Raw genomic sequence first — 26,287 nt, forward strand, 5'->3', positions numbered from 1 at the left:
CATCGATACTTGGGAGTAACGTGCACGTTCGGAGCAGGGCCCGAACAACGGACTACCTGCCGGGCCGTACGGATCAGCGAAGGGGACGATGTGACCGACATCGAACGCGTCGGAGTGGTGGGCTGCGGCCAGATGGGAGCGGGCATTGCCGAGGTGTGCGCCCGCGCCGGACTGGACGTCAAGGTCGCCGAGACCACCGGCGAAGCCCTGGAGATCGGCCGGACCCGGCTCTTCTCCTCCCTGTCCAAGGCGGCCGGGCGCGGAAAGATCTCCGAGGAAGAGCTCAAGGCCACCCAGGACCGGCTGAGCTTCACCACGGACCTCGGCGAGTTCGCCGACCGTGACCTGGTGATCGAGGCCGTCGTCGAGAACGAGCAGGTGAAGACCGAGATCTTCCAGGTGCTCGACCAGGTGATGACCAGGCCGGACGCGATCCTGGCCTCCAACACCTCCTCGATCCCGCTGGTGAAGCTGGCCGTCGCGACCTCGCGTCCCGACCAGGTCATCGGCATCCACTTCTTCAACCCGGCCCCGGTGCAGCAGCTCGTGGAGCTGATCCCGGCGCTGACCACCTCCGAGGGCACCATCAGCCGCGCCCAGCTGTTCGCCGAGAAGGCGCTCGGCAAGCACGCGATCCGCGCCCAGGACCGCTCGGGCTTCGTCGTCAACGCGCTGCTGATCCCCTATCTCCTGTCCGCGATCCGGATGTTCGAGTCGGGCATGGCGAGCCGCGAGGACATCGACAACGGCATGGAGATGGGCTGCGCCCACCCGATGGGCCCGCTCAAGCTGTCCGACCTGATCGGCCTCGACACCGTGGCCTCGGTCGCGTACTCGATGTACGAGGAGTACAAGGAGCCGCTGTACGCCGCTCCCCCGCTGCTCCAGCGCATGGTCGACGCCGGCCGCCTCGGCCGCAAGTCCGGCTCGGGGTTCTACACCTACGGCTGACCAGGCCGAACATCGACGGAACACCCGCTCCGCTCACCGGAGTTCGCACGGGCCCGGCACCTTCTGTGGTGCCGGGCCCGCGGCGTTCACACGCCGTGTGCGTGCCGGGCCCGCATATGCCTGGCGCACACTCTCCCCACGTGCCCACCAGGCGAGTTGACTTTCCGTGCACAGACAAGGGATGTGCCGACCACGGAAAGGAGCGGACTCGTGACCGCCGACCCCGAGCATCCCGCGGCACCGAAGGAACTCGCGGAGTTACGCCGGTCTCTCGAAGTGGGGTTCACCCGCATCGAGGGAGGACTGGCGCTGCTCACCCAGCGCGACGACCAGACGGCCAAGGACCTCGATGACCTCAGCACCCGGATCGTCGCGCTCGAACACACCCGCTGGCCACTGCCCACCGTCGCCGTCGTCGCGGCCGTGGGCGCGCTGGCCGTGGCGGTCTGGCAGGCTCTGGGGCACTAGGCCCAGGGGGCTGTGAGGGGGGACCGGATCAGGGCAACGCGTCCTGCCCGAGCCTGAGATGGTGCAGGAGGAGCAGTGCGGCCGCCATGTTGGCGGCCGGGACCTCACCGCGGGCGACCATGTCGGGAACGAGCTTCAGGGGAACCCACTCCCGGCGGTCCGACTCGAAGTCGTCCACGGGGTGTCCGATGTACGCGCCCTCGTCGGCCCAGTAGATGTGATGCCGGGCGTCGGTGAGCCCGTTGGAGGGCTCGACACTCATCAGATGCCTCAGGGGTCCCGGCCGCCACCCGGTCTCCTCCTCCAGTTCGCGGGCCGCCGCCACGGCGATGTCCTCGCCGTCCTCCACGACGCCCGCCGGGAGCTCCCATCCCCAGCTGTCGGTGATGAAGCGATGCCGCCACAGGAGCAGCACCTCGTTGGCGTCGTTCACCACCGTGGCCACGGCGACGGGCCGCAGCCGTATCAGGAAGTGATCGAGATGCCGCCCGTCCGGCAGCTCCACATCCGCGAGATTGACGCTGAACCAGCGATTTTCATACACAGTTTGTTCGTTCTGTTTCGTCCACTGCACGGTTCTGCCACCTTCCGCCGAGTGATGGCAATATCGCAGCAGCCGCGTTCCGACAGCAGGGCTCACTGGGGTCGGGGCGCAGCACAGCGGCGCCTGAACACGGCCGGACGAAACGGTGGCCCGCGTTCAGGCGCCGCTCGTGCCTCGGCGCTCCGGCGCGGCCGGTGAAACGGCTTGCCGGACTGCTCCCTACAGCGGTACGCGCAGTGCGCCGTCGATGAGTTCGGCTGCCTCGGTCGTGCCCGAACAGCCGCTGCGCACCAGGTGTTCGCGTACCGCGCGCAGTCTGTCGCGCAGCCGCTGGGACTCCATCCCCCGTGCCTGCTCCGCCATCCGGACGGCCGTCGCCACCGCTTTGTCGGCGTTGCCCTGGCGCAGTTCGATCTGGCTGAGCATGGCGAGCCGGTGCACACGCCCCCGGTCGTGCGCCGGAGTGTCGACCGCGGCCGCCGCGTGCTCCGCGGCGGCCACCAGGTCGCCGAGGCTGAGCAGGGCCTCCGCCACCTGTACGTTGACCAGTCCCGGCTGGACATAGCCGGTCTCGTCGGGCTCGTAACCGCGCCGGATACGCTCGGCGGCCTGCTCGGCACGCCGTATGCAGGACAGCGCGCTGCTGCCGTCGCCGAGGTGTGCGTACGCCTTGGCCTGCATGGCGTAGAGGTCGGAGGCGAGGGCCGGGGTGATGTGGCGCCCCGCCGCTCGCAGCGCGGCCTCGGCGAAGGCGACCGCCTGCCGGTACTCGCGCATGAACAGCGACTGGTTGACCAGCAGCGCTATCACGTACGCTCCAAGTCCCCTGTCCCCACTGGCTTTCGCCAGACGCAGTGCCTGGTGGAAGTAGCGCTGCGCGAGTCCGTGCGCGTCGGAGTCGTAGGCGCAGATGCCCGCGATGGCCACCAGACCGCCCGTCGCACGGTGGAGTTGGCGCCCGGTGGCATCGGTGTAGCTGCCGCGCAGCAGGGGGGCGGTCTCGGAGTTGAGGAAGCCGACGATCCGGGTGCGGGTCGCTATGCCGCCGGCCTTGCGGTACATCTGCTCGTAGTGGGCCCGCGCCGCGCGCAGCATCTCGATGTCGGCCATGCTGACCTGATGGCGCCCGCCGCGGGAGACGTCCACGTCCTCGGGCGGGTTCTCCCACTCCCACACGGGCATCACGGCCGGGGTTCCGGTGACGGCCGGGGCGCCGAGTATGTGCGGGCGCTGCTGTTCGTCGGAGCGCCACAGAGCGGTGGCGCGTTCGACGAAACCCGAGAGCGAGCCGGCGTGCGGGGTGGAGGGCTCGCCGGGGACCCCGAGGCCGATGTCGTCGAGCGTGACCGGCCGGTGCAGGCGTCCCGCGAGCACCTCGCAGATCAGGTCGGGCACCTGACCACGCGGTCGCTGGCCCTTCAGCCACCGTGCCACGGCGGTGTGTTCGTAGCGCAGGGCCAGACCGCGGGCCCGGCCCGCCTGGTTGACGTGGGCGGCGAGTCCCGCGTGCGATATGCCCGCCTCGTCGAGGATCGAGTCGAGCAGAGTGTTGGGCTGCATGGGAGGCCCCCCAGTGGCTCGTTGCCGACGGCGCCGGTCAGGCCCGACCGCGCCCGGCCGCATCAGAGAGAGTAGTGCGTCCCCTTTCACACGGGGTGTGATGGGAATGCCCGTATCCGCGCTGTGCGCGCGCTGTCGCGGAGAGTTTCGCCCCGGTTGACTGAAATGCCTCGCAAGAGGCCGGCCGGGCCGCCGGGCTCCCCCTCGTACAGTACGGCGGCCCGCTCCGCGCCGTCCGCCCGGCCGCCTGCCCGACACTCCGTGGCCGGGCGGACGGCAGAGCCGGTTCGGCCGGGGCGACCGCGGGACTCCGGTCGTCCGGGTGCGGGTCCCGTGGCCGGTCGCCCCGGCCGGGACGGCGAAGCGCGACCGGTGGCCGCCCGTGCTCGCCGCGCGCTAGTGCCGCGTCAGTCAAGGTTTGCCCTTTGAGGAGCGGCGTCCGGTGCGTGCTCTCGGCGTGCCGGCCGAAAGTCCTCGTACTGGACGTACTTGGGCTTTCGGCCGGTGCGGCGAGAGGGCGTGCCGGGCGTCGCGACGGGGCGAACCTTGGCTGACGCGGCACTAGCGAGGCACGTACTGGGACACACGGCCCGGCTTCAGGGCGAGGGGACGGCGGTCGTTGTGGAGCACCAGGAGGGCCACGTCGTCGGCGGGCCGGCCGCCGGTGTGGCTCAGCAGGCCGGTGAGCACCGAGCGCAGCACGGCCTGCGGTACGACGGGTCCGTCGCGGACGGCCGCGGTGAGCGCCGGCAGCAGCGGAAAGAACCGCCCCCGGGTGTCCCGCGCGTCCTCGGCACCGTCGGTGTGCAGGAAGAGACCCTCGCCGGGCCGGAGCCGGCCGCAGGATTCGGCCGGGAGACGGGCCGGCAGCGGGAACGGCCCGAGCGGGGGCAGTGGTTCGGCGCGGACGAGTGGCTGCACGCGGCCCCTGGTGAGCAGATACGGCCACGGGTGGCCGCAGTTGAGGGCGTGCACCTCGCCGTCCCCGCGGATCTCCAGGAGCAGGACGGTGACGAACTCCTCGGCGGTGTCGCTGTCGGAGCCGGGCCCGGAGGAGGGGTGTCCGGCCCGGTCCCGCTCGCACAGGTGCCGGGCCAGCGCCCGCTCCAGTCTTCTGAGGACGTCGCCGAGTTCGTCTTCGTCGTGCGCGGCCTCGCGGAAACTGCCGAGGACGGCGGCGACGGTCCCGATGGCCCCCAGTCCGTGCCCGCGCACGTCCCCCATCACGACCCTCACACCGTGCTCGGTGGCGATCGCCTCGTACAGATCGCCGCCGATGCTGGCGCCCTGGTCCGCGGAGAGCTGGGCCGCCGCGATGTCCAGCCCGTCGATACGCGGTGGCAGCGGGCGCAGCAGGACGCTCTGAGCGGCTCCCGCGACCTTGCGGATCTGCCGGAGCTCACGCAGCAGCACTCTTCTGACGTGGAGTATCAGACCGGCTCCGACCGCGAAGAAGACGGCGCTGGTGACGACGCGGGCGCCGAGCCCGTTCTCCTGAGCGAGCGGACAGGCCATCGTGTACGAGATCGCCAGCGCGCCCCAGACCGCGGGCAGCCCCAGGTTCACCGCCCGGCGCAGCGGTGGCCGGTCGGCGGTGCGCAGGACCCGGTGGCCGGGCGCGCCACGTCCGCACACCGCGCGGGTGAAGCCGAGGCAGGACCGGCGACCGCGCACCGCCCGGTCGAATCCGGCTCTCAGCCGGTCACGTCGGCGACGCGGGCCGGGGACCGCCCGGGCCGGGTTCCGCGAATGCGTGTGGAGCGTCGCCCTGCGGGGAGCCCCAGCCTTGATACGGATCATGCCGATTGGCCCCCCAATAGGCACCTGACAGCGCAGACGGCCTCGGAGAGACCGCTCCGATTCTGTCGACCGCCCGGCCCGCCCGGGCCCGATCTCCCGGGCATGTCACCCGAATGAGTGAGGTGTCTTCGGAGACCCGCATTTATGCAGGCAGGGGCCACGGAACGGCCGGGCAGGAGCCACGGAACCCCCGTACAGGAGGTGGTGGAACCCGCTGAAACAGGTGCGGGGAACCGTGCGCCAGGCCGCGAAACGATCCGCGGCCCCTTCACGGCGCACAGTTCCCCGGCACACCCGGTGGAGCGGTCAGGCTCCGCGCAGCACCGCCCCCGTGCGCTCTGCGGCGAGCGCCACCGCCGCGTCGCGGGCCGCGGAGGCCTCGTCGACGGTCAGCGTGCGGTCGGCGGCACGGAACCGCAGCGCGTAGGCGAGGGACTTCTTGTCCGCGCCGAGCTGCTCGCTCTCGTACTCGTCGAACAGCCGGATGGACTCCAGGAGTTCACCCGCGCCCTCGTGCAGGGCCGCCTCGACGTCCGTGTGCGGGACGCTCTTGTCGACGACAAGGGCGACGTCCTGCGTGGCGACCGGGAAGGTCGAGATCTTCGGGCCCTTGGGGTGGCCCGAGCTCGCCCGCTCCAGCGCGTCCAGGTCCAGCTCCATCGCGCAGGTGCGCGCGGGCAGGCCCAGCGTCTTCAGGACACCGGGGTGCAGCTCACCGGCGTACCCGATGACCTGTTCCGCGCCGTCCACGACGACCGCGAGCTCGGCACAGCGGCCCGGGTGCCACGGCCCGTACTGACCGGAGCGGACGAGGAGTTCGGTCCCCGACTCGCGGGCCAGGGTGCGCGCGGCCTCGATCGCGTCGGCCCAGTCGGCCGGGCGCCCCTTGCCCCACCAGCCGGCCTGCTCACGGGCGCCCGCGAGGACGACGGCGGCGTGCCGGGGCTGGGCGGGAAGCGCGGCGGTCAGGGCCGCGACGTCCTCGTCGGTGGGACGGTGGTCGACGGGCAGCCGCCCGGCGACACGCAGTTCCTCCCGGGGGTGGAAGACCAGGCCGGTCTCGAAGAGCGCCAGGTCGTGGCTGCCGCGTCCGTCGTTGCGGCGCAGGGCGTGCAGCAGGCCCGGCAGCAGCGTCGTACGGAGCGCGGGCTCCTCGTCGGAGAGCGGGTTGACCAGCTTGACGACCTTGCGCTTCGGGTCGTCCTCGGCGAGGCCGAACTGGTCGAAGACGTGCTCGCCGATGAACGGGTAGTTCAGCGCCTCGACGTATCCGGCGCCGGCCAGCGCGCGGCCGGCCCGGCGGTGCAGCCGCTGCCGGTCCGTGAGGCCGAGGCCCGCCGGGGGCTTGGGCAGGGTGGAGGGCAGGTTCTCGTAGCCCTCGAGCCGGATGACCTCTTCCGCGAGGTCGTTCGGGTCGGTCAGGTCGGGCCGCCAGGACGGCACGGTGACGATCAGCTCGTCCTGCCCGTAGACGTCGCAGCCGACCTCCTGGAGGCGGCGTACGACGGTCTCGCGTCCGTACGCGACACCGGCCACCTTGTCCGGGTGGTCGGCCGGGATGGTGATGGTGTGCGGCGCGGACGGCGCGATCACCTCGGTGACCCCGGCGTCGGCGGTGCCGCCCGCGAGGAGCACGAGGAGGTCGACGGTCCGCTGGGCCGCGGCCGAGGTGGCCTCGGGGTCGGCGCCGCGCTCGAAGCGCTTGGACGCCTCGGAGGCCAGCTTGTGACGGCGGGCCGTGCGCGCGATGGTGATCGGGTCGAAGTGCGCGGCCTCGATGACGACCTCGGTGGTGGTGCCCTCGGTGTCGTCGATCTCGGTGTGGGCGCCGCCCATGACGCCCGCGAGGCCGATGGGGCCGCGGTCGTCGGTGATCACCAGGTCGCCGGCGTCCAGCGTGCGCTTGACTCCGTCGAGGGTGGTGAGCTTCTCGCCCTGCTCGGCCCGGCGCACGCCGATGGTGCCCTGGACCCGGCTGCGGTCGTAGGCGTGCAGGGGCTGGCCGAGCTCCAGCATCACGTAGTTGGTGATGTCGACGGCGAGCGAGACCGGGCGCATGCCGGCCTTCTGGAGCCGGCGGCGCAGCCAGATCGGGGACTGCGCGTCGGGGTCCAGGCCGGTCACCGTGCGCGCGGTGAAGCGGTCGCAGCCCATCGGGTCGGAGATCTGCACCGGGTGGCCGAACGCGTTCGGGGCCGGTACGTCGAGCAGCGCGGGGTCGCGCAGCGACAGGCCGTAGGCGGTGGCGGCCTCGCGGGCCACACCGCGCAGCGACAGGGCGTAGCCGCGGTCGGGCGTGACGGCGATGTCGAGGACCTCGTCGACGAGCTGGAGCAGCTCGATCGCGTCGGTGCCGGGCTCCATCTCCGGCGGCAGCACGATGATGCCGCCGCTGCCGTCGTCGCCCATGCCCAGCTCGTCGCCGGAGCAGATCATGCCGTGCGAGGTCTTGCCGTACGTCTTGCGCGCGGCGATCGCGAAGTCGCCGGGCAGGACGGCGCCGGGCAGGACCACGACGACCTTGTCGCCGACGGCGAAGTTGCGCGCGCCGCAGACGATCTCCTGGGGCTCACCGGTGCCGTTGGCGGTGCCGACGTCGACGGTGCAGAAGCGGATGGGCTTCTTGAACTCCGTCAGTTCCTCGATCGTGAGCACCTGGCCGACGACCAGGGGGCCCTTGAGGCCGGCGCCGAGCTGCTCGACCGTCTCGACCTCGAGGCCTGCCGAAATGAGCTTGGCCTGGACGTCACGCCCGGTCTCCGTCGCCGGCAGGTCGACGTACTCCCGCAGCCAAGAAAGCGGGACCCGCATCAGATCTCCATCCCGAACGGCCGGGTGAACCGGACGTCACCCTCGACCATGTCTCGCATGTCTTCAACGTTGTGACGGAACATCAGCATCCGCTCGATGCCGAACCCGAAGGCGAATCCGCTGTACTTCTCCGGGTCGACGCCACAGGCGACCAGCACCCGCGGGTTGACCATGCCGCAGCCGCCGAGCTCGATCCAGCCCTCGGAGGAGCAGGTCCGGCAGGGGCGGTCGGGGTTGCCGACGGACTCGCCCTTGCAGACGTAGCAGAGCATGTCCATCTCGGCGGACGGCTCGGTGAAGGGGAAGTAGTTCGGGCGCAGCCGGGTCTTCATGTCCGAGCCGAAGAGCGACTGGACCATGTGGTCCATGGTGCCCTTGAGGTCGGCCATGGTCAGGCCCTCGTCGACGGCCAGCAGCTCGATCTGGTGGAAGACCGGGGTGTGCGTGGCGTCGAGCTCGTCCGTGCGGTAGACGCGGCCGGGGCACACGACGTAGACGGGCGGCTCCCGGTCGAGCAGGGCGCGGGCCTGCACCGGCGAGGTGTGGGTGCGCAGCACGACACCGGACTCGTCGCCGTGGGTGCCCTCGGGGCCCTGGACGAAGAAGGTGTCCTGCATCTGCCGGGCCGGGTGGTCGGGCGTGAAGTTGAGGGCGTCGAAGTTGAACCACTCCGCCTCGACCTCGGGGCCCTCGGCGACCTCGTATCCCATGGACACGAAGACGTCCGCGACCCGCTCCATCATGGTGGTGAGCGGGTGCCGTGCGCCGGACGGTACGCGGTCGTACGGCAGGGTGACGTCCACCGCCTCCTCGACCAGTACGCGCGCGTCGCGCTCGGCCTCCAGTTCGGCCTGGCGGGCGGCGAGGGCCTTGTTCACGGCGCCGCGGGCCTGGCCGACGAGCTTGCCGGCCGCGGCCTTGGCCTGCGGGGGCAGTGCGCCGATCTCGCGGTTGGCGAGGGCCAGCGGAGAGGTGCCGCCGGTGTGGGCGACCTTGGCCTCCTGGAGCGCGTCGAGGTCGCCGGCGGCGGCGAAGGCGGCGAGCGCCTCGTCCCGCATGCGCTCGATCTCTTCCGGTTTCAAGGCCTCGACCTCTACAGGGTCGTACGACTTATTAGGTGCCGACATCTCTTCCCGTGCTTCCGGTTGGCTGGCTGAGGGTCCCCGTCATCGACTCGGAGACGAATCGTCCGCAGATGAGAGGACGCAAAGGTGCCAAAGGCCGAGTCTAACGGGGGTGGGGGCCTGCCCAGGACTGGGCGTCCTCGCGGTGCTCCCGTGCGGATGCGCCCGTGGGGGCCGCTGTGGCGTTACAGAAGGTACGCCGGGGTGCCCACGGGCAACGTAAATCGGAACTCCGCTCCCCCGCCGGGGGCGCGGCCGACCGTGATGGTGCCGCCGTGGGCTTCGACGATGCCCTTGACGATGTAGAGCCCGAGGCCGGTGCCGCCGCGCTTGCTGCCCCGCCAGAAGCGGGTGAAGACGCGGTTCATGGACTCCTCCGGGATTCCGGTGCCCTCGTCGCTCACGGTGACCGACGTGACGGCGTTCGCCGTGCCCTCCTCGTCCGGCCGCTCGCGCGGGGAGGTGGAGGGTGCCACGTCAATGGTGACGGTTCCCTCGCCGTGGCGCACCGCATTTTCGATCAGGTTGCTGAGCACCTGGTCGACCTTGTCGGGGTCGGCCCAGAGGGCGGGCAGGGGCTGCTCGATGCGCAGCAGGAAGCGGTCGGCGGGCTGGCCCGAGGCGACGTACGCCTGGATGTGCCGGCCCACGGCGGCGCCGATGTCGACGGGCTGGCGGCGCAGTTCGAGGCGACCGGAGTCGATGCGGGAGATGTCGAGGAGCTCGGCGATGAGCCGGGTGACGCGGTTCGCGTCGGCGTCGACGGTCTCCAGCATCAGTTTCTTCTGGTCGTCGGTGAAGCGTTCCCATTTGGCGAGCAGGGTCGCGGTGAAGCCCTTGACGGAGGTGAGCGGCGAGCGCAGTTCGTGGGCGACCGTGGCGATCAGCTCGGCGTGGCTGCGCTCGGTGCGGCGGCGGGCCTCGGTGTCGCGCAGGCAGACGACGACCCGGCGGACCGGTCCGGTGGGGTGGGTGCGCACATAGCGGGCGGAGACGAGGATCTCGCGGCCGCCGGGGAGCAGCAGGTTCCGTTCGGGCTGGCCGTTGCGGATGGCGAGTCCGCCGTAGGGGTCCGTGAGCTGCCACCAGCGCCGGCCCTCGAGGTCTTCCAGCGGGAGGGCCGCTTCGAGGCGGCGGCCGAGGGCCTCGGCGGCGGGGACCGCCGTGATCCGGGCGGCGGCGACGTTGAAGCAGACGACACGGCCGTGTTCGTCGGCGACGACGATCCCGTCGGGCAGGTCGTCGGGGTCTATGCCGAGACCGGGACCGGCTTCGGCGGTGTCATCGTGCAGGGGCGCGGATGTGCCGCGCGCGTCCCGTGCTCGCAGCGCGCTGTGGGCACCGCCCGTGCCGACACTCATCCCCGTACCCCACCTCTCGTCTGGCGCAGAGGGCCCCCGGGCCCGTCACCCTACTAGCTGCCGGTGACGGAACGGCACCCTGTGGAGGCGCGCTGTGCACGGGCTGACGCGTAGAGACATACGGCCGCGGCCGTGGCCAGGTTCAGGCTCTCGGCCTTTCCGTGGATCGGAACGCGCACGACGGCGTCGGCCAGCGCGCGGGTCTCCTCCGGAAGCCCCCAGGCCTCGTTGCCGAAGACCCAGGCGGTGGGGCCGCCCATGGTCCCCTTGTCGAGTTCGTCGTCGAGGTCGTCCTCACCGGCGCCGTCGGCGGCGAGGATGCGGACGCCGGCGGCCTTGAGTCCGGCCACGGCCTGCTCGACGGGCACGCCGACGGCGACGGGCAGGTGGAACAGGGAGCCGACGGAGGCGCGTACGGCCTTGGGGTTGTAGAGGTCGACGGACGCGTCGGTGAGGACGACGGCGTCGGCGCCCGCGGCGTCGGCGCAGCGCAGCACGGTCCCGGCGTTCCCGGGGTCGCGGACGTGGGCGAGCACGGCGACGAGACGGGGCCGGGCCTTGAGGATGTCCTCGAAGGGGGTGTCGAGGAAGCGGCAGACGCCGACGAGGCCCTGCGGGGTGACGGTGGTGGAGATGTCGGCGATGACCTGCTCGTCGGCGAGGTGCACCCGGGCGTCGACCCGGCGGGCGCCGTCGATGATGTCGGCGTAGCGCTCCGCGGCCTCGACGGTGGCGAACAGTTCCACCAGGGTCGCGGTGCCGTCGGCGCGGTGCGCGGCGGCCTCCCGGACGGCCTGCGGCCCCTCGGCGAGGAACAGCCGCTCCTTGCCCCGGAAGTTCCGCCTGGCGAGCCGCCGGGCGGCCAGGACACGCGGCGAGCGCGGGGAGATCAGCTCGGGGGCGGCGGGGGGCATGTTCTGGTTCACCTTCGGTATCTGGGGACAACTGCAACCCACTGGGGGCGCGGGCCCGTGCCGGTCTGCGGCTCCGCCGCGATGGGGGTCCCCCTGTTCGAGCGGAGCCGAGAACTCGGGGGAGCGATCAGCCCCCCGACGGCCGGCACCCGAAGAAACAGCGTCCGCGGGCGTCAGCAGCAAAGGACCCGCAGGCCGAAACCTGCGGGTCCTTCAGTCACGTCGGCTGGAGCCGGCGCAGCGTCACGCAGCCTTCGGCGCGTTGACGTCCGACGGCAGGGCCTTCTGCGCGACCTCGACCAGCGCGGCGAACGCGTTGGCGTCGTTGACGGCCAGCTCCGCGAGGATCTTGCGGTCCACCTCGATGTTGGCGGCCTTCAGACCCTGGATGAGGCGGTTGTACGTCATGCCGTTCTGGCGGGCCGCAGCGTTGATGCGCTGGATCCACAGCTGACGGAAGTCGCCCTTGCGCTTCTTGCGGTCGTTGTAGTTGTAGACCAGGGAGTGGGTGACCTGCTCCTTGGCCTTGCGGTACAGGCGCGAACGCTGGCCGCGGTAGCCCTTGGCCGCCTCGAGGATCGCCCGGCGCTTCTTGTGTGCGTTTACTGCCCGCTTGACGCGTGCCACTTTTAACTCCTTGTAGCGGGGCCGTGGTTGGACTCACACGGCCCGAAATCGATGGGGTCCCGGATCAGACGTGCGGCGCCTGGGCGCCGGTACGTCACTTGCCGAGAAGCTTCTTGATCTTCGCGGCGTCGCCCGGGGCCATCTCGGCGGTGCCGGTGAGACGACGGGTCACGCGGGACGACTTGTGCTCGAGCAGGTGGCGCTTGCCGGCGCGCTCACGGAGCACCTTGCCGGAGCCGGTGATCTTGAAGCGCTTGCTGGCACCGCTGTGCGACTTGTTCTTCGGCATAGCGCCGTTCTCTCCTCGTCAGTGGCGTTCCGGTGCCCGGTCGCAAGACCGGGCACGGTGGAACGTCATATGTATGGATTGGCGTCCCGGGGCGTCAGCCCTGGGATCAGGCCTCGGCTGATGCCTCGGCCGGAGCCTCGGCGGACTCGGCCTCGGTGGTCTCACCCTCGGTGGTCTCACCCTCGACGGCTTCACCCTCGACGGCTTCACCCTCGACGGCTTCACCCTCGGCGATGTCGTCATCGGCGGCGTTCTGCGAGCGACCCGGGTTGGCCTTCGCTTCCGCCTTGCGAGCCGCCTGAGCCTCACGGGCCTCGGCCATCGCCTCGGTCTTCTTCTTGTGCGGACCGAGAACCATGATCATGTTTCGGCCGTCCTGCTTCGGGTTCGACTCGATGAACCCGAGATCCTCGACGTCCGTCGCGAGACGCTGCAGCAGTCGGTAGCCGAGTTCCGGCCGGGACTGCTCGCGACCACGGAACATGATCGTGATCTTGACCTTGTCGCCCTGCTTGAGGAACCGGACGACGTGACCCTTTTTGGTGTCGTAGTCGTGCGGGTCGATCTTCGGCCGGAGCTTCATTTCCTTGATGACCGTGTGCGCCTGGTTCTTGCGCGCCTCACGGGCCTTCATGGCCGACTCGTACTTGAACTTCCCGTAGTCCATGAGCTTGCAGACGGGCGGGCGAGCGCTCGCCGCCACCTCGACCAGGTCGAGGTCGTACTCCTGAGCAAGCTCCAGGGCCTTGGCAAGCGGAACAATCCCGACCTGCTCGCCGCTGGGACCGACAAGTCGCACTTCGGGAACGCGAATCCGGTCGTTGATGCGGGGCTCGGTGCTGATGGATCCTCCTCGGTAGCACCACACGACGGTCTGGCGGACCGCCGCGTATGTCTCTGATGACAGTGGACCAACCATCGCGGCACATGAAAAATGCCCCGGACGGGACACAGGCGGGGCTCCATGGCTAACCGGAGCACCGCCGCGGTCAACCGCGGGGCGCGCATTCGGGCGACTCCACCGTCCGTACGGAACGGTGGTGGCCACCTGACCGGATGACCCGCCGTCCCGGAGGACAGTCGGGTGGGAGATCGGAGCCTCCACTTGTGGGCTGAGCACATACGTGAGCACATACGTGTCCAGCCGGTCGTTACACAAGGTTAGCAGTTCCGCCGGGTACGCGCTAACCGGAGGCCGCATCACCGCCGCTCACCGGGCGGAAGGCTCCCGTGGACGGGGTCACGCGCGCCGGGGCCTATCGTGTGAGGCATGAGTGACACCCCTCCCCAGAACCCCGACTACGACACCATGACCCGCGACATCGCCGAGGTCCCCGCGGTCGAGGTCATCGTGACGGTCGCCGTGAACCTGATGAGCGCCGCCGCCGTGAAGCTCGGTCTCACCGAGGAGGGCGACGAGCACAAGGACCTGGACGAGGCGCGCAAGCTGGTCACCGCGCTCGCCGGACTGCTCGACGCGAGCACGACCGAGATCAGCTCCTTCCACGCGGCGCCGCTGCGCGACGGCCTGAAGTCCCTCCAGCTGGCCTTCCGCGAGGCGTCCCTCGTCCCGGACGAGCCGGGCCAGGGCCCCGGCGAGAAGTACACGGGACCCGTCTACGGCTGACAACGGCCGGCCCGTGTCCGTCCGTCGTACGGACACGGGCCACCCGCGTACCTATGCGCGTACGTACAGGGGCTCGCCCGGAGGCGTGACCTCGGCCGGCAGCAGTGCCAGGTCGAGGCCGCGCACCAGGCGGGCCCTCAGCGTTTCGTCGGCCGCGAGCCGCTCGGCCACCGCGCGGGCCGCCTCGGCGGGGGCGGCCGACGGGTCGAGCACGAGCGCCAGGGTGCCGTCCGCCGGACCGGGGCCGAGATGGGCGCGGACCACCAGGGGCTCCGCGGCGACCACGGCGCGTACCGCCTCGACCACGGCGGGATCGGCGAGCGGATCGGCGGTCGTACGTCCCTCGGCGAGCGCCAGCAGGGCGGAACCGGTCAGCTCGTAGGACACGGGCCCGGCCAGGTCCAGCACGATCGTGTCGGCCTTCTCGTGCGCCGCGGCCTCCAGGACCTGGTTCAGGCGTACGGCGACGGGGCGGGCCTCGGGATCCCAGCGGGCCAGCGCGTCCGTGGACGTGAAGGCGGGCAGGGCCGTACGGTTCCCCGCCTTGAGCGTGGGCACCGCCATGTCGCTGGTCTTCTCGCGGCGCAGCCCGTTCTCGTCCTCCTCGACCTCGCCGAGGATCGCCACGACGGGCACGAGCAGCCGGGCACCCGTGAGCGCCTCCAGGACCGGCGGTACGGCGGCGCGGTCGGCGGACCAGGCCGTGAGGGCCGCGCTCAGCCGGGGGTCGGCGGAGCCGTCGTCGTCGGGGAAGCCGGGGTCGGGAATGTTCTTGTTCGCCACGGTCCCCGACCCTATAGGGGGGATGCTGCTGGGCTTGTGCGGCCCCTGAAACCCCGGGTTGACGGGATTAACGAGTTTCTCAGTCTTCCCTGACACACCTCTAACACCCGTCTAACCGCAGGCACAGCCCGGCCGTCCAGCATCAGCGGATGGACCGTCACAGAGCACGCGGGCGCCGAGCCCGGCCCTCCCGACGCAAGCCACTTCTGTACACCGCGGTGGCCTCGGCCGTCCTCGTGGGCGCCACGGCGGCCGGGACGGTGTACATGAAGGCACAGGCGCACGACGGTCCCGCCGTCGTATCGTCGGCCGCGTCGGCGTCACCCTCGCCGTCGCCGTCCGTGAGCGAGGAGACATCGGTGGAACCCGTGGCGGAGCCCTCCGTGGACCGGGACGCGCTGCTCGCGAAGGCGCTGAAGTCGGTGACGGTGGCGGCCGGAGCGAAGACGTCGGTGGCCGTCCTCGACGTGGACTCCGGTGAGAGCGCCGCCTACGGTGACGCGGCCTTCGACACCGCGAGCATCGTCAAGGTGAACATCCTGGCCGCGCTGCTGCTCCAGGCGCAGGACGCGGACCGGCATCTGACGGCGCGGGAGAAGACGAACGCCACCGCGATGATCGAGAACAGCGACAACGTGTCGGCGACCGCCCTGTGGGCCTCCATCGGGCGGGCCGACGGTCTGGACGCGGCGAACAAGCGCTTCGGCCTGAAGGACACGCAGGGCGGCGACGGCGAGCTGTGGGGGCTGACCCAGACCACCGCGAGCGACCAGCTCACGCTGCTGCGCCAGGTGTTCGGGGACGACTCCGAACTCAGCGCGGCCTCGCGGTCCTATCTCCAGGGACTCATGGGCGAGATCGAGACCGACCAGCAGTGGGGAGTGTCCGCCGCTGCCGACGGTTCTCGATGGGCGCTGAAGAACGGGTGGTTGGCGCGCAGCACGACCGGGCTGTGGGACGTCAACAGCATCGGGCGGATCTCGGCCGACGGCCACGACTATCTGGTGGCGACGCTGTCGAACGGGAACTCCACGCAGGCGAAGGGTATTTCGCTGGTGGAAGCGGTGTCGAAGGCCGCGGTGTCCGCGTTCCAGGACACGGCCGAGGACTGAGGCCCGCCACCACAGGGCCGGCCGGCGGGAGTCGGTGGGCAGGGAGTGCGGGGTTCTCCGACGACCCGCACGTTCAAGGCTGTTGGAAGGGATTCGTGTCTCTGCGGCCGCGCCACAGGAACACCGCGGCGGTCAGCAGGGCGAGGCCCAGGGCGCCCGCGAGGGGGGCCGCCCATACGGCCGGACCGCCGTCGTCGTCGGGGGCGGCGGGGCCTGTGCCGAAGTACTTGTGGCCGTACTCGGCCGACGTGAGACCGCTTTCCGGCTCGATCCGGCCGGCTGCCTTGATGGCGGCGGCCGGGTCGACGAAGCCGTAGCCGCGGGAGTCGTCGCGGCCCCCGGAGGGAACGTTGCGGGCGGTGTCCTCCAGCAGCCGTTTGATCTGCGCGGGCGACAGACCCGGGTGGGCGGCCTTGACGAGCGCGACCGCTCCGGAGACGAACGCGGACGCCGCGCTGGTGCCCCAGCCCTCGTAGTACCGGTCGTCCGGGTCGGCGATGACCACGTCGACGCCCGGGGCGCTGACGGTGGCGTACCAGCGGCGGGTGGAGAAGGACGCGTGGGTTCCGTAGCGGTCCACGGCCGTCGCCGCGATGACGCCCGGGTAGGCGGCGGGGTACGAGATGTGGTCGCCCTTCTCCCCTCCGTTGCCGGCGGAGGCGACGACGGCGACACCCTTCTTCAGCGCGTACTGGACGGCTTCGTCCTCGGCGGGTTCGGGGTGGGCGGACCGGGAGTCGTCGCCGAGGGAGAGGTTGATGACGTCGGCGCCGTGGTCGGTGGCCCAGCGGATGCCGTCCGCGAGGGCGTTGCCACGGGTGTTGCGGGCCTTGGAGCGGGCCGGGTCCTTGTCCTCGAGGATGACGCGGACGGGCAGGATCTTCGCCTCCGGGGCGATTCCCATGACGCCGTCGGCGTCGCCCGGTCCGTGGCCGTGCCCGGCGATGATGCCCGCCATGGCGGTGCCGTGCCGGGCCCAGGTCACGTCGCCGCGGCTCGCGCCGAAACCGACCAGGTCCTTGTCCCCGAGCACATTGCCCTTGAGATCCGGGTGCAGGGCGTCGACGCCGGTGTCGAGGACGGCGACGGTGATGCCCTTGCCCTTGGTCGTGCGCCACGCCTGCTGCGTGTGCATCGCGTCGAGGCCCCACTGCTGGGCGCGTATGCCGTCGGCGTGCGCGACGGCCGAGGGCACCAGCGTGAGGGAGGCGGCGAGCAGGGCGGCGAGGGTGCCGGCTCTGCGGGAGATCCGGGGCCTACGGGCCTCCGGGGCCGGGCGCGGGCGCCGGGCCCGGCCGACGGGGGGCGCCGTCCCTGTGGTCGTATCGGCAGGACCGGTCGTGCGGGACTGCCGGATGCGGCCGTAGGGGCCGTCGTCGCGGTTCATGACGGCTTCTCCGTGGACGAGGTGACGGTCTTGCGAAGGCCTCGCTCGACCCGGTCTGCGAGGCCCTGCGCCTCATGGCCGAGGCCCGCCTGGGCCGCGGCCGTGGTCGAGTCCGGCTTCATCGCGTCGGCGGCGGGCTGCGGGGCGGCGACCGTACGCCTGTCCGCGAACCCGGAGACCGCGTACACGACGACGGGGGCGTCCGTGAGGACCGACTCGGTCCAGGAGGCGCGCTGGGCCTTGCCGAAACCCTCGGCCGCGGTGCCCTTGACCGCGTAGGGCAGGGGCAGCAGGTCGGTGCGCCGGTCCAGGCCCTCCTTGCGGAAACGGGCCTTCAGGGAGGTCATGCCCGCCGCGTCCGCCTTGGTGAACAGCAGGCCGACGGTGGTGACATGGCTGCGGGTCGCGTCCACGTAGGTGGCACGCAGCAGGCGCAGGCAGCCGACGGGGGCGAGGGCCTGGCGCAGCAGCGGGTCGAAGGCGTCCTTGCAGCCGGTGTCGGGGGCGACGGCGATCCGCGTCCAGGTGCGGTCGGAACCGCCGGGGCCCGCGCCGTCCCCGCGCACGGTCGGCGGGAAGAGCCGGTCCACGGGCACGCTGTGCCAGAGCTCTCCGGCCGACGTGAAGGCGCCGGGCGAACCAGGTGCGTCCGTGTTGTCGCCGGTGAGCCAACTGCCGGTCACCGCGCCGCCGATGAGCCCGAGTCCGAGCACGACACAGGTCGCGGCGGTGACGACGCCGGGCCGGGCCCGCCGACGGAACGGACGCACACGCGCGGTGCCGCCGCCGTACGTCTCGGGCTCCGCGAACGACACGACGGGGCGCTGTACGTGGGGGGTCGCCTGGGTCGCTTCGGCGGGCGCCGCCGACGGGGCCGACGGGGCCGGAACGAACGGCCGTGCGGCCGCGGAGGCCGGGAATGCCTGATCGTTCCGCCCGGGCCGCGGCTCCGGCGTCTCCCAGGTCGCCTCCGCGACCCGCTCCCCGGAACCGGGGCCCCGCCCTGCCGCCCCGGCCCGCTCGGACGCCCCGGACTCGGAGGATCGCGGGGGTTCGAAGGCGCGCGGGGGCTCGGAGGGGCGCTGAGGCGCCGCCGGGTGCGACAGCCGGGCCGGGCGCGGCGCGGGACGCTGTGTCCCGCCGGGTCGCGACGGCCCCGCGGTGTGCGGCGCCTCGTCGGGACGTGCCGGGCCGCCGGACACGGGGGGCGCGTCCGGGAAGCGTGCGGAGGCCGCGGGGGGCGGCGGGGCCGACGGCCCCGTCCGGCCCTCGGGGCGCAGGTGGGGGTAGCGCCGGGCCTCCGGCCTCGACGCGGATCCGGGACCCTGCGGAGCCGCGTCCGACGCGAAGTGCCGCGAGGCCGCCGACGGTGGGGCGGGGCTCGCCGACGGGGAGGTCGCGGAGCCGTACGGGGTGGCTCGCGACACGGGGCGCGGCGCGTCGGACGGCGTCGCCGGGCGTGGCACGGCGGACGACGCCGAACCGGTCGGGGCGGACCGTCGCGGGTCGCGCTCCGGCGTTCCGGACGAGTCGGAGCCTGCCGCGTCGGACCCCTGCATGCCGGTTGCGGCGTCCCCTCGGCGGTCGGCCCCCGGCGTCCCCGTCGGAGTGGACCGCGGCACGTCGGACCCTGGTGTACCGGACGAGGCCGGCCATGGCCTGCCTGGCGGGACGGACTCCGGTGCGGCAGGTGAGGCGGACCCCCGTGCGCCGGGTGAGGCGAACCCCGGCGCACGGGACGAGCCCGGCTCCGAGGAGTCCCCCGCGCGGGTCGAGGCGGATGCCGGCCCGCCGGACGAAGCAGTCCCAGGGGTACCGGACGCACCGGCCGAAGCAGCCCTCGGCCGGGCGAGCGAGTCGGGCCTCGGGGCACTGGGAGCGGCTGAATCCGGCACACCGGACGTCGCAGCACCCTGCCGGCCGGACGCACCCCCCGAAGCCGCCCTCGGGCGAGCGAGAGAATCCGGCCTCGGGGCACTGGGAGCGGCTGAATCCGGCACACCGGACGCGGCAGCACCCTGCCTGCCGGACGCACCGGACGTGGCAGCACCCTGCCTGCCTGCCGAAACGGCAGCGGTCCCGTGGGGCCCGGTGGACGCCCGCGTACCCGACGAGGCCGGCCGCGGCTCGGACGGCGGAGCAGGCCTCGGGGCGTTCGTCGTACCGGACGGCGCCTCGGGCTCCGTGGACATGTCGAAGAAGTCGAAGGACGGCGGCGGCGCGGGCACCCGAGGGGCGTGTCCGGGCCTCGGCTCGGCGGATGAAGCCGGGGCGGAACCCGGCGCGGAGGCATCGCCGGAGGAGCGGAAGGCACCACCGCCCGCGGATCGTCCACCCGGCGCACCGGACCGCGTCGGCGCGGACGGCGGCCCTGCGGGCTGGGGCGGCACCGACGGGGCCGCGCCACGGGGCGGGCTCGCGGGGCGCGGCGGGACCGCCGCGGCGCGGTCGGACGCCGCCTGCCCGGATCCGTAGGGGGACCCCTGGGCGCTCGGCGTGGGGCCCTCGGCGGACCAGTCCTCCCCGCCCGACAGATCCGGCCCGGGCGAGCGGACCGGCTTCGGCGGAACCGGCGGGTGAGCGGGAGCCGGACCGCCCGGTGGGTTCGCGGGGGGCGGCGGAGTCCTGGGGGCCGGCGGCGCCGAGGCGGGCGGGACGGAGGGACGCTGGGGATGCGAGGCGCGCCGCGCTTCCGTACCCATACACCCCCCGTTTCCTCGTACCGGGCTGTCGGACGCCCCGTAACCCGGCGAGCCGTTCGTGTGCGCTGAAGGTTCGCCACGGGCACGCATACCCGCACCGGTGGACCGTCACCCGGGCAGGGTCCGCCGGGGCAAGGTCGTTCCTCCCTGCGTCCGCGTCACTCTACGGGTTGACGCGCCTCGGGCGGGAACCAGTACGAGGCCCCGGGGCATCTGCCCGGAACGTCCCCCTACCCTGCGGTAATGGAGTCTGGCAGTCTTCGTCCATGACTGCCCGTGCCGCCGACAGGGCCCGCTACGACCGGGCCACCGCTCACCTCGACGCCCCCGTCGCCATCGTCGACCTGGAGGCCTTCGACGCGAACGCGGACGACCTGGTTCGCAGGGCCGGCGGGAAGCCGGTCCGTGTCGCCAGCAAGTCCGTCCGCTGCCGCGCTCTCCTGGAACGCGTCCTGGACCGGGACGGCTTCGCGGGGATCATGTCGTTCACCCTCGCCGAGTCTCTGTGGCTGGCCAGGTCCGGTTTCGACGACGTCCTGCTCGCCTATCCGTCGGCCGACCGCAAGGGCTACGCCGAGCTGACCGCCGACCCCAAGCTCGCCGCCTCGGTGACCGTCATGGTCGACGATCCGGCGCAGCTCCGCCTCATCGACGAGGCACGCGAGGGCGGCACCGAGGTCGTGCGGGTCTGCCTGGAGCTGGACACCTCGCTCAAGCTGTTCGGCGGCCGGGTCCGGGTCGGAGCGCTGCGTTCGCCGCTGCACTCCCCCGCCCAGGTGGCCGAGATGGCCCGTGCCATCGGACGCGCCCCCGGGTTCAAGCTGGTGGGGATCATGGCGTACGAGGGCCACATAGCGGGCGTCGGCGACGCGGTCTCGGGACGGCCGCTGCGCTCGCGTGCCGTGCGGCTGATGCAGGCCACGGCGCGCAAGGAGCTCGCCGAGCGGCGCGCTGAGGTCGTCCGGGCCGTACGGGCCGTCGAACCGGACCTCGAATTCGTCAACGGTGGCGGCACCGGCAGCGTCCAGCACACGGCGGCCGAGGACGCGGTCACGGAGATCGCGGCCGGGTCGGGACTGTACGTGCCGAGGCTCTTCGACAACTACACGTCCTTCAGCGGACGCCCGGCGGCGCTGTTCGCCCAGCCCGTGGTGCGCCGGCCCGGTGTGGGTGTGGTGACCGTGCTGGGCGGCGGATATCCCGCGTCCGGGGCCGCGGGCGCGGACCGGCTGCCCGTCCCGTATCTGCCGGAGGGACTGTCGTACGACCCCCAGGAGGGTCCCGGCGAGGTGCAGACCCCGCTGCTCGGCTCCCCGGCGGACGATCTGCTCATCGGCGACAAGGTGTGGTTCCGGCACGCGAAGGCCGGTGAGCTGTGCGAGCGGTTCGACACCCTGCACCTCGTGGAGGGCGACACCGTCACGGCCTCCGTCCCGACGTATCGCGGCGAGGGCCACACCTTCCTCTGATCCGCGGGATCACGCCCGCCGGACCGGGGACGCCTGTCCCCGGCCCGGCGGGCGTCGTTCACTCGGACGGGCCGATGCTGCTGCCCACACCGCCGCCGGTGTCCTTGTCGCCCACCGAGCGGATGCCTGCGGTGATCCGGTCCATGTCGGACAGCGGCGGCCCGTCGGCACCGGCGTCGAAGGCGAACCGGACGATGACCAGGGACTGCGAGCCCACGCTGGACGGGAAGGCCAACGACTCGACGTAACCCCCGGGCCCCACACCGGTCTTGACCTTCCAGCGGACGAGATACCCGGCGCGCCCGGCGACGGCGACCGAGCCGGACTTCACCAGCCGGTGGGAGGTGATGCCCCGGAAGGGGCGGCTGCCGACGAGGTCGTGGCCGTACGCGCTGTCGGCGGCGTCCTCGATGTCCCCCTCGGCGAGGGCCTTCGGCGACGTCTCGTCGGTGGCCGTCGCGGTACGCGCCTCGACCCGTCCGTGCCGGCACAGGCCGGGGTCGCCCGGGCAGTCGTAGGTTCGCGGGGTCGTCAGCACCATGTCGTGGTCGGCGACGTACTGCGGTTTCGCCCAGCCGTCGAGGACCGGGAAGGTGATGCCGTCGAGTTCGTCCACGACGACGGACGGGTCACCGGCCGACGGCGAGGGGCCGGACGGTGACGGTGAGGGGTCGTCGCTCCGGGTGGGGGAGGTGGCCGCGGGCGTGGTCCGCGCCGCGGCCTCGTCGCCGCCGTCGTCGTGGCGCAGCAGTACGGCGCCGGTGACGATCGCGGCCACGAGGACGACGGCGGCCGTCACGAGGGCGACGGCCTTGGCGCGTCCGGAGCCGCCGGGCGGCGGGGTCTGTATCAGGGGCTGTTGGGGGGTCTCGGGCTGACGCCGGTGGTCGGTCCACGTGGTCCCGTCCCACCAGCGCTCGACGAGCGGGTACGAAGGGTCGCGGTACCAGCCGGGTGGAGGCGTCATGCTCATCCCGGCACTCTAGGACGTGCCGGGACGAGCGGTACAACGGGTCCGCGGGATCGGGCACGGGGCCGTCCCCCAGAGCCTGGCGCCCGCGGACCGCTCACGCGTGCGGGCTACAGCGGTGTGACGTAGGCGCCTGAAATGCCCCCGTCCACAAGGAAGTCGGTGGCGTTCACGAAGGAGGAGTCGTCGCTGGCGAGGAACGCGACGGCCGCCGCGATCTCGTCCGCCTCGGCGAAGCGCCCGACCGGGATGTGCACCAGCCGGCGCGCGGCCCGCTCGGGGTCCTTGGCGAACAGCTCCTGGAGCAGTGGGGTGTTGACCGGTCCGGGGCACAGGGCGTTGACCCGGATGCCCTCCCGGGCGAACTGGACGCCCAGTTCACGGGACATGGCCAGGACACCGCCCTTGGAGGCCGTGTACGAGATCTGGGAGGTCGCCGCGCCCATGCGGGCCACGAAGGAGGCGGTGTTGATGATGGAGCCCCTGCCCTGGCGGCGCATGTAGGGGATGGCGGCCTTGCAGCACAGGTAGACGGAGGTGAGGTTGACCTCCTGGACGCGCTTCCAGGCCTCCAGTCCCGTGTCCAGGATGGAGTCGTCGTCGGGCGGCGAGATACCCGCGTTGTTGAAGGCGATGTCGACCGAGCCGTAGGTGTCGTACGCCGTCCTGAACAGGGTCTCGACCTGCTCGGGGTCGGTCACGTCGACCTTGACGAAGGTACCGCCGACCTCCGCGGCCACGGCCTTCCCGTGCTGTTCGTCGATGTCGCCGCAGACGACGTGGGCTCCCTCGGAGGCGAGCCTGCGCGCGGTGGCGAGGCCGATGCCGCTGGCGGCGCCGGTGATGACGGCGGTGCGGCCCACCAGGCGGCGGCAGATGATCTCGGGGGTGTCTGAAGTCACTGTGCGGGACCCTCCGTGCTGATGAAGACGTTCTTGGTCTCGGTGAAGGCGGTGAGGGCGTCCGGGCCGAGTTCGCGGCCGATTCCCGACTGCTTGAAGCCGCCGAAGGGGGTCCAGTAGCGGACGCTGGAGTGGGAGTTGACGGACAGGTTGCCGGCCCGGACGGCCTGGGAGACGCGCAGGGCGCGGCCGACGTCGCGGGTCCAGATGGAGCCGGACAGGCCGTAGTCGGTGGCGTTGGCGAGCCGGATCGCGTCGGCCTCGTCCTCGAAGGGCAGCACGACGGCGACGGGGCCGAAGACCTCCTCGACCGCCACGGGCGCGCCGGGGTCGACGCCGGTGAGGACGGTGGGCGCGAACCAGAAGCCGGGGCCCTCGGGGGCCTTGCCCCGGATACCGGGGGCGTCGGTGTCGACGTAGGACCGTACGCGTTCCAGCTGGGCCCTGGAGATGAGCGGGCCCATCTGGGTCCGCTCGTCGGAGGGGTCGCCGACGACGACGGACTCGACGGCCGGGGCGAGGAGTCCGAGGAAGCGGTCGTGGACGGAGCGCTGGACGAGGATGCGGGTGCGGGCGCAGCAGTCCTGGCCGGAGTTGTCGAGGAAGGACATGGGGGCGGCGGCCGCGGCGGCCTCGATGTCGGCGTCGGCGAAGACGATGTTGGGGCTCTTGCCGCCGAGTTCGAGGGTGACGCGCTTGAGGAGGGCGGAGCCCTTCGCCAGCACCTGCTTGCCGACGGCGGTCGACCCGGTGAAGACGATCTTCGCGACGCCGGGGTGGTCGACGAGCGCGGCGCCCGCGACGGGCCCCGCGCCGGGCAGCACCTGGAAGAGGTGGTCGGGCAGGCCGGCCTCCAGGGCGAGTTCGGCCAGCCGCAGTGCCGTGAGCGGGGTCGTCTCGGCGGGCTTGAGGATGACGGCGTTGCCCGCGGCGAGGGCCGGTGCGGTGCCCCAGGCGGCGATGGGCATCGGGAAGTTCCAGGGCGCGATGACGCCGACGACGCCGAGCGGTTCGAGAAGGGTGATGTCGAGGCCGCCGGGGACGGGGATCTGACGGCCGGTCAGCCGCTCCACTCCCCCGGCGGCGTAGTCGAGCAGATCGCGGACGTTGCCCGCCTCCCAGCGGGCGTTGCCGAGGGTGTGGCCGGCCTCGCGGACCTCCAGGCGGGCCAGTTCTTCGATGTGACCGTCGACGACGGCCGCGAAGCGGCGCAGCAGCCTGGCCCGGTCGGCGGGCGCGAGGGCGGCCCAGCGGACCTGCGCCTTCGCGGCCCGTACGACGGCGTCCCCGACGTCCTGGGCGGTGGCGGCCGGGACGGTGGCGACGACCTCTTCGGTGGCCGGGTCGAGCACCTGGAGTTCGTGGTCGTACGGGGGCGAGGTGTACGGGTACGACGGGCGCGGCGCGTCCGGGTGCGATGCGTGCGGCTGCGATGCGTGCGGGTGCGGCAAGGGGGTCCTCACATGCGTTCGAAGGAGCGGCGCAGCTCCCAGTCGGTCACCGCGGCGTCGAAGGCCTCCAGTTCGACGCGCGCCATGTTGCGGTAGTGCTCGACCACCTCGTCACCGAAGGCGGCCCGGGCGATCGGGCTGTTCTCCCAGAGCTCGGCGGCCTCGCGCAGGGTGGTGGGCACGTGCGCGTACTCGGCGGTGTAGGCGTTGCCCGAGCACGCCTCGGGCAGCTCCAGCTTCCGCTCGATGCCGTACAGGCCGGCCGCCACGAGTCCGGCGACGGCCAGATGCGGGTTGACGTCGCCGCCGGGCAGCCGGTTCTCGAAGCGCATCGAGCGGCCGTGGCCGACGACGCGGAGCGAGCAGGTGCGGTTGTCGTGGCCCCAGGCGACGGCGGTCGGCGCGAAGGAGCCGGGCTGGAACCGCTTGTACGAGTTGATGTTGGGCGCGTACAGGAGGGAGAAGTCGCGCAGGGCGGCCAGTTGTCCGGCGAGGAAGTGGCGCATGACCTCCGACATGCCACCCGGGTCCTGCGCGGAGCCGGCCATCACGTTGGTTCCGTCGGCGTCGGCGAGCGAGAGGTGGATGTGGCAGGAGTTGCCCTCGCGCTCGTTGTACTTCGCCATGAAGGTGAGAGAGACGCCCTCCTGGGAGGCGATCTCCTTGGCGCCGGTCTTGTAGACGGCGTGCTGGTCGCAGGTGACGAGTGCCTCGTCGTACTTGAAGGCGATCTCGTGCTGGCCGGGGTTGCACTCCCCCTTGGCGGACTCGACGGTGAGGCCCGCGGCCTGCATCTCGTTGCGGATGCGGCGCAGCAGGGGCTCGATGCGTCCGGTCCCGAGGACCGAGTAGTCGATGTTGTACTGGTTGGCCGGGGTGAGTCCGCGGTAACCGGTGTCCCATGCCTGCTCGTAGGTGTCCTTGAAGACGATGAACTCCAGCTCGGTGCCGACCTGGGCGGTGTAGCCGAGTTCGGCGAGGCGTTCGAGCTGGCGGCGCAGGATCTGGCGGGGCGCGGCGACCACCGGGGATCCGTCGTTCCAGGCGAGGTCGGCGATGAGCAGGGCGGTGCCCTCGTTCCAGGGGACGCGCCGCAGGGTGGCGAGATCGGGGTGCATGGCGAAGTCGCCGTAGCCGCGGTCCCAGGAGGACATGGCGTATCCGTCGACGGTGTTCATGTCGGTGTCGACGGCGAGGAGGTAGTTGCAGCCCTCCGTGCCGTGTTCCAGGACCTCGTCGAGGAAGAAGGCCGCGGCGAACCGCTTGCCCTGGAGCCGCCCCTGCATGTCGGGGAAGGCCAGGACGACCGTGTCGATGTCCCCTGCCTCGACGAGACGGCGCAGTTCTTCGACGGAGAGCGGGGGTGTGCGGTCTGCCACCGGAAAAGCCTCCTTGGGTCAGCCGAGGGCCATAAGGTATTGCGGAGAACCATTGC

The 26,287-nt window shown here is 72.1% G+C and carries 23 protein-coding genes; 6 read left to right on the forward strand and 17 right to left on the reverse strand.

Translation table 11 applies throughout. The features are described from left to right. The first annotated feature begins 90 nt into the window (after nt 1-90). Nucleotides 91-951, forward strand: coding sequence for a 3-hydroxybutyryl-CoA dehydrogenase (locus OG410_RS09410; protein WP_326788824.1), 861 nt, complete (start codon nt 91-93; stop codon nt 949-951). Nucleotides 952-1,161: 210 nt separating this feature from the next. Then, complete coding sequence (locus OG410_RS09415; RefSeq protein ID WP_329298694.1) at nt 1,162-1,419, forward strand: hypothetical protein; 258 nt, start codon at nt 1,162-1,164, stop codon at nt 1,417-1,419. 28 nt (nt 1,420-1,447) lie between these two features. Here the strand turns inward: OG410_RS09415 and OG410_RS09420 are convergent, their stop codons facing one another. The 10 genes from OG410_RS09420 to infC form a co-directional block, all read right to left on the reverse strand. Then, nucleotides 1,448-1,993, reverse strand: coding sequence for an NUDIX hydrolase (locus OG410_RS09420; RefSeq protein WP_326788823.1), 546 nt, complete (start codon nt 1,991-1,993; stop codon nt 1,448-1,450). A gap of 189 nt (nt 1,994-2,182) precedes the next feature. Beyond that, a complete protein-coding gene (locus tag OG410_RS09425) occupies nt 2,183-3,523 on the reverse strand; it encodes a transcriptional regulator (protein WP_329298695.1) in 1,341 nt (446 codons plus the stop codon). Nucleotides 3,524-4,084: 561 nt separating this feature from the next. Beyond that, the gene (locus tag OG410_RS09430) at nt 4,085-5,038 is read right to left on the reverse strand and encodes a PP2C family protein-serine/threonine phosphatase (protein WP_329304068.1); all 954 of its coding nucleotides are present in this window, start codon (nt 5,036-5,038) and stop codon (nt 4,085-4,087) included. Between the two features lie 591 nt (nt 5,039-5,629). After that, a complete protein-coding gene (gene pheT / locus OG410_RS09435; RefSeq protein WP_329298696.1) occupies nt 5,630-8,134 on the reverse strand; it encodes a phenylalanine--tRNA ligase subunit beta in 2,505 nt (834 codons plus the stop codon). After that, nucleotides 8,134-9,261 carry a phenylalanine--tRNA ligase subunit alpha gene (gene pheS / locus OG410_RS09440; protein ID WP_329298697.1) on the reverse strand — a complete coding sequence of 376 codons (1,128 nt, stop codon included), beginning with the start codon at nt 9,259-9,261 and terminating at the stop codon, nt 8,134-8,136. The genes pheT and pheS overlap by 1 nt, the downstream gene beginning before the upstream one ends. 182 nt (nt 9,262-9,443) lie before the next feature. Continuing rightward, entirely contained in the window at nt 9,444-10,619 is a 1,176-nt protein-coding gene (locus tag OG410_RS09445; RefSeq protein ID WP_329298698.1) for a sensor histidine kinase, read from the reverse strand. A 53-nt stretch (nt 10,620-10,672) separates the two neighbouring features. Then, complete coding sequence (locus OG410_RS09450) at nt 10,673-11,533, reverse strand: TrmH family RNA methyltransferase (protein ID WP_329298700.1); 861 nt, start codon at nt 11,531-11,533, stop codon at nt 10,673-10,675. Between the two features lie 243 nt (nt 11,534-11,776). Next, entirely contained in the window at nt 11,777-12,160 is a 384-nt protein-coding gene (gene rplT / locus OG410_RS09455; RefSeq protein ID WP_007457565.1) for a 50S ribosomal protein L20, read from the reverse strand. A 94-nt stretch (nt 12,161-12,254) separates the two neighbouring features. Then, nucleotides 12,255-12,449 (reverse strand): 50S ribosomal protein L35, encoded by a 195-nt coding sequence (rpmI, locus tag OG410_RS09460; protein ID WP_006374321.1) that lies wholly within the window; start codon nt 12,447-12,449, stop codon nt 12,255-12,257. A gap of 106 nt (nt 12,450-12,555) precedes the next feature. Next, nucleotides 12,556-13,317 carry a translation initiation factor IF-3 gene (gene infC, locus OG410_RS09465; protein ID WP_329304069.1) on the reverse strand — a complete coding sequence of 254 codons (762 nt, stop codon included), beginning with the start codon at nt 13,315-13,317 and terminating at the stop codon, nt 12,556-12,558. A gap of 402 nt (nt 13,318-13,719) precedes the next feature. Here infC and OG410_RS09470 point away from each other — a divergent pair, with 402 nt between their 5' ends. After that, nucleotides 13,720-14,076, forward strand: a complete 357-nt coding sequence (locus tag OG410_RS09470) for a DUF1844 domain-containing protein (RefSeq protein WP_266756722.1) — start codon at nt 13,720-13,722, stop codon at nt 14,074-14,076. A gap of 51 nt (nt 14,077-14,127) precedes the next feature. Here OG410_RS09470 and OG410_RS09475 read toward each other — a convergent pair whose 3' ends face one another. Beyond that, nucleotides 14,128-14,859 (reverse strand): SseB family protein, encoded by a 732-nt coding sequence (locus tag OG410_RS09475; RefSeq protein ID WP_329298702.1) that lies wholly within the window; start codon nt 14,857-14,859, stop codon nt 14,128-14,130. Nucleotides 14,860-15,008: 149 nt separating this feature from the next. Between OG410_RS09475 and OG410_RS09480 the strand changes: the two genes are divergently transcribed. Next, the gene (locus OG410_RS09480) at nt 15,009-15,971 is read left to right on the forward strand and encodes a serine hydrolase (protein ID WP_329298704.1); all 963 of its coding nucleotides are present in this window, start codon (nt 15,009-15,011) and stop codon (nt 15,969-15,971) included. A gap of 73 nt (nt 15,972-16,044) precedes the next feature. Here the strand turns inward: OG410_RS09480 and mycP are convergent, their stop codons facing one another. Together mycP and OG410_RS09490 are read right to left on the reverse strand one after the other, a co-directional pair. Beyond that, on the reverse strand, nt 16,045-17,358 hold the full coding sequence (gene mycP / locus OG410_RS09485) for a type VII secretion-associated serine protease mycosin (RefSeq protein WP_329298706.1): 1,314 nt from the start codon (nt 17,356-17,358) through the stop codon (nt 16,045-16,047). Continuing rightward, nucleotides 17,355-18,173: a hypothetical protein gene (locus tag OG410_RS09490; RefSeq protein ID WP_329298708.1), complete on the reverse strand. Its 819-nt coding sequence runs from the start codon at nt 18,171-18,173 to the stop codon at nt 17,355-17,357. The genes mycP and OG410_RS09490 overlap by 4 nt, the downstream gene beginning before the upstream one ends. A gap of 1,276 nt (nt 18,174-19,449) precedes the next feature. On the opposite strand from OG410_RS09490, the gene OG410_RS09495 reads away from it, so the two are divergent. Then, a complete protein-coding gene (locus OG410_RS09495; RefSeq protein ID WP_329298709.1) occupies nt 19,450-19,833 on the forward strand; it encodes a hypothetical protein in 384 nt (127 codons plus the stop codon). A gap of 493 nt (nt 19,834-20,326) precedes the next feature. After that, a complete protein-coding gene (locus OG410_RS09500; RefSeq protein WP_329298710.1) occupies nt 20,327-21,529 on the forward strand; it encodes an amino acid deaminase/aldolase in 1,203 nt (400 codons plus the stop codon). 58 nt (nt 21,530-21,587) lie between these two features. On the opposite strand, the gene OG410_RS09505 is transcribed toward OG410_RS09500, so the two are convergent. From OG410_RS09505 to OG410_RS09520, 4 genes are all read right to left on the reverse strand, one after another. Then, entirely contained in the window at nt 21,588-22,502 is a 915-nt protein-coding gene (locus OG410_RS09505) for a DUF2510 domain-containing protein (protein WP_329298711.1), read from the reverse strand. Between the two features lie 107 nt (nt 22,503-22,609). Beyond that, a complete protein-coding gene (locus OG410_RS09510) occupies nt 22,610-23,401 on the reverse strand; it encodes a 3-oxoacyl-ACP reductase (RefSeq protein WP_329298712.1) in 792 nt (263 codons plus the stop codon). Next, entirely contained in the window at nt 23,398-24,753 is a 1,356-nt protein-coding gene (locus OG410_RS09515) for an aldehyde dehydrogenase family protein (protein WP_329304070.1), read from the reverse strand. Before OG410_RS09515 ends, OG410_RS09510 begins: the two co-directional genes overlap by 4 nt. Nucleotides 24,754-24,860: 107 nt before the next feature. Then, nucleotides 24,861-26,231, reverse strand: coding sequence for a glutamine synthetase family protein (locus tag OG410_RS09520; protein WP_329298713.1), 1,371 nt, complete (start codon nt 26,229-26,231; stop codon nt 24,861-24,863). Nucleotides 26,232-26,287: the final 56 nt, after the last annotated feature.

The organism is Streptomyces sp. NBC_00659 (assembly GCF_036226925.1).
GTDB lineage: Bacteria > Actinomycetota > Actinomycetes > Streptomycetales > Streptomycetaceae > Streptomyces.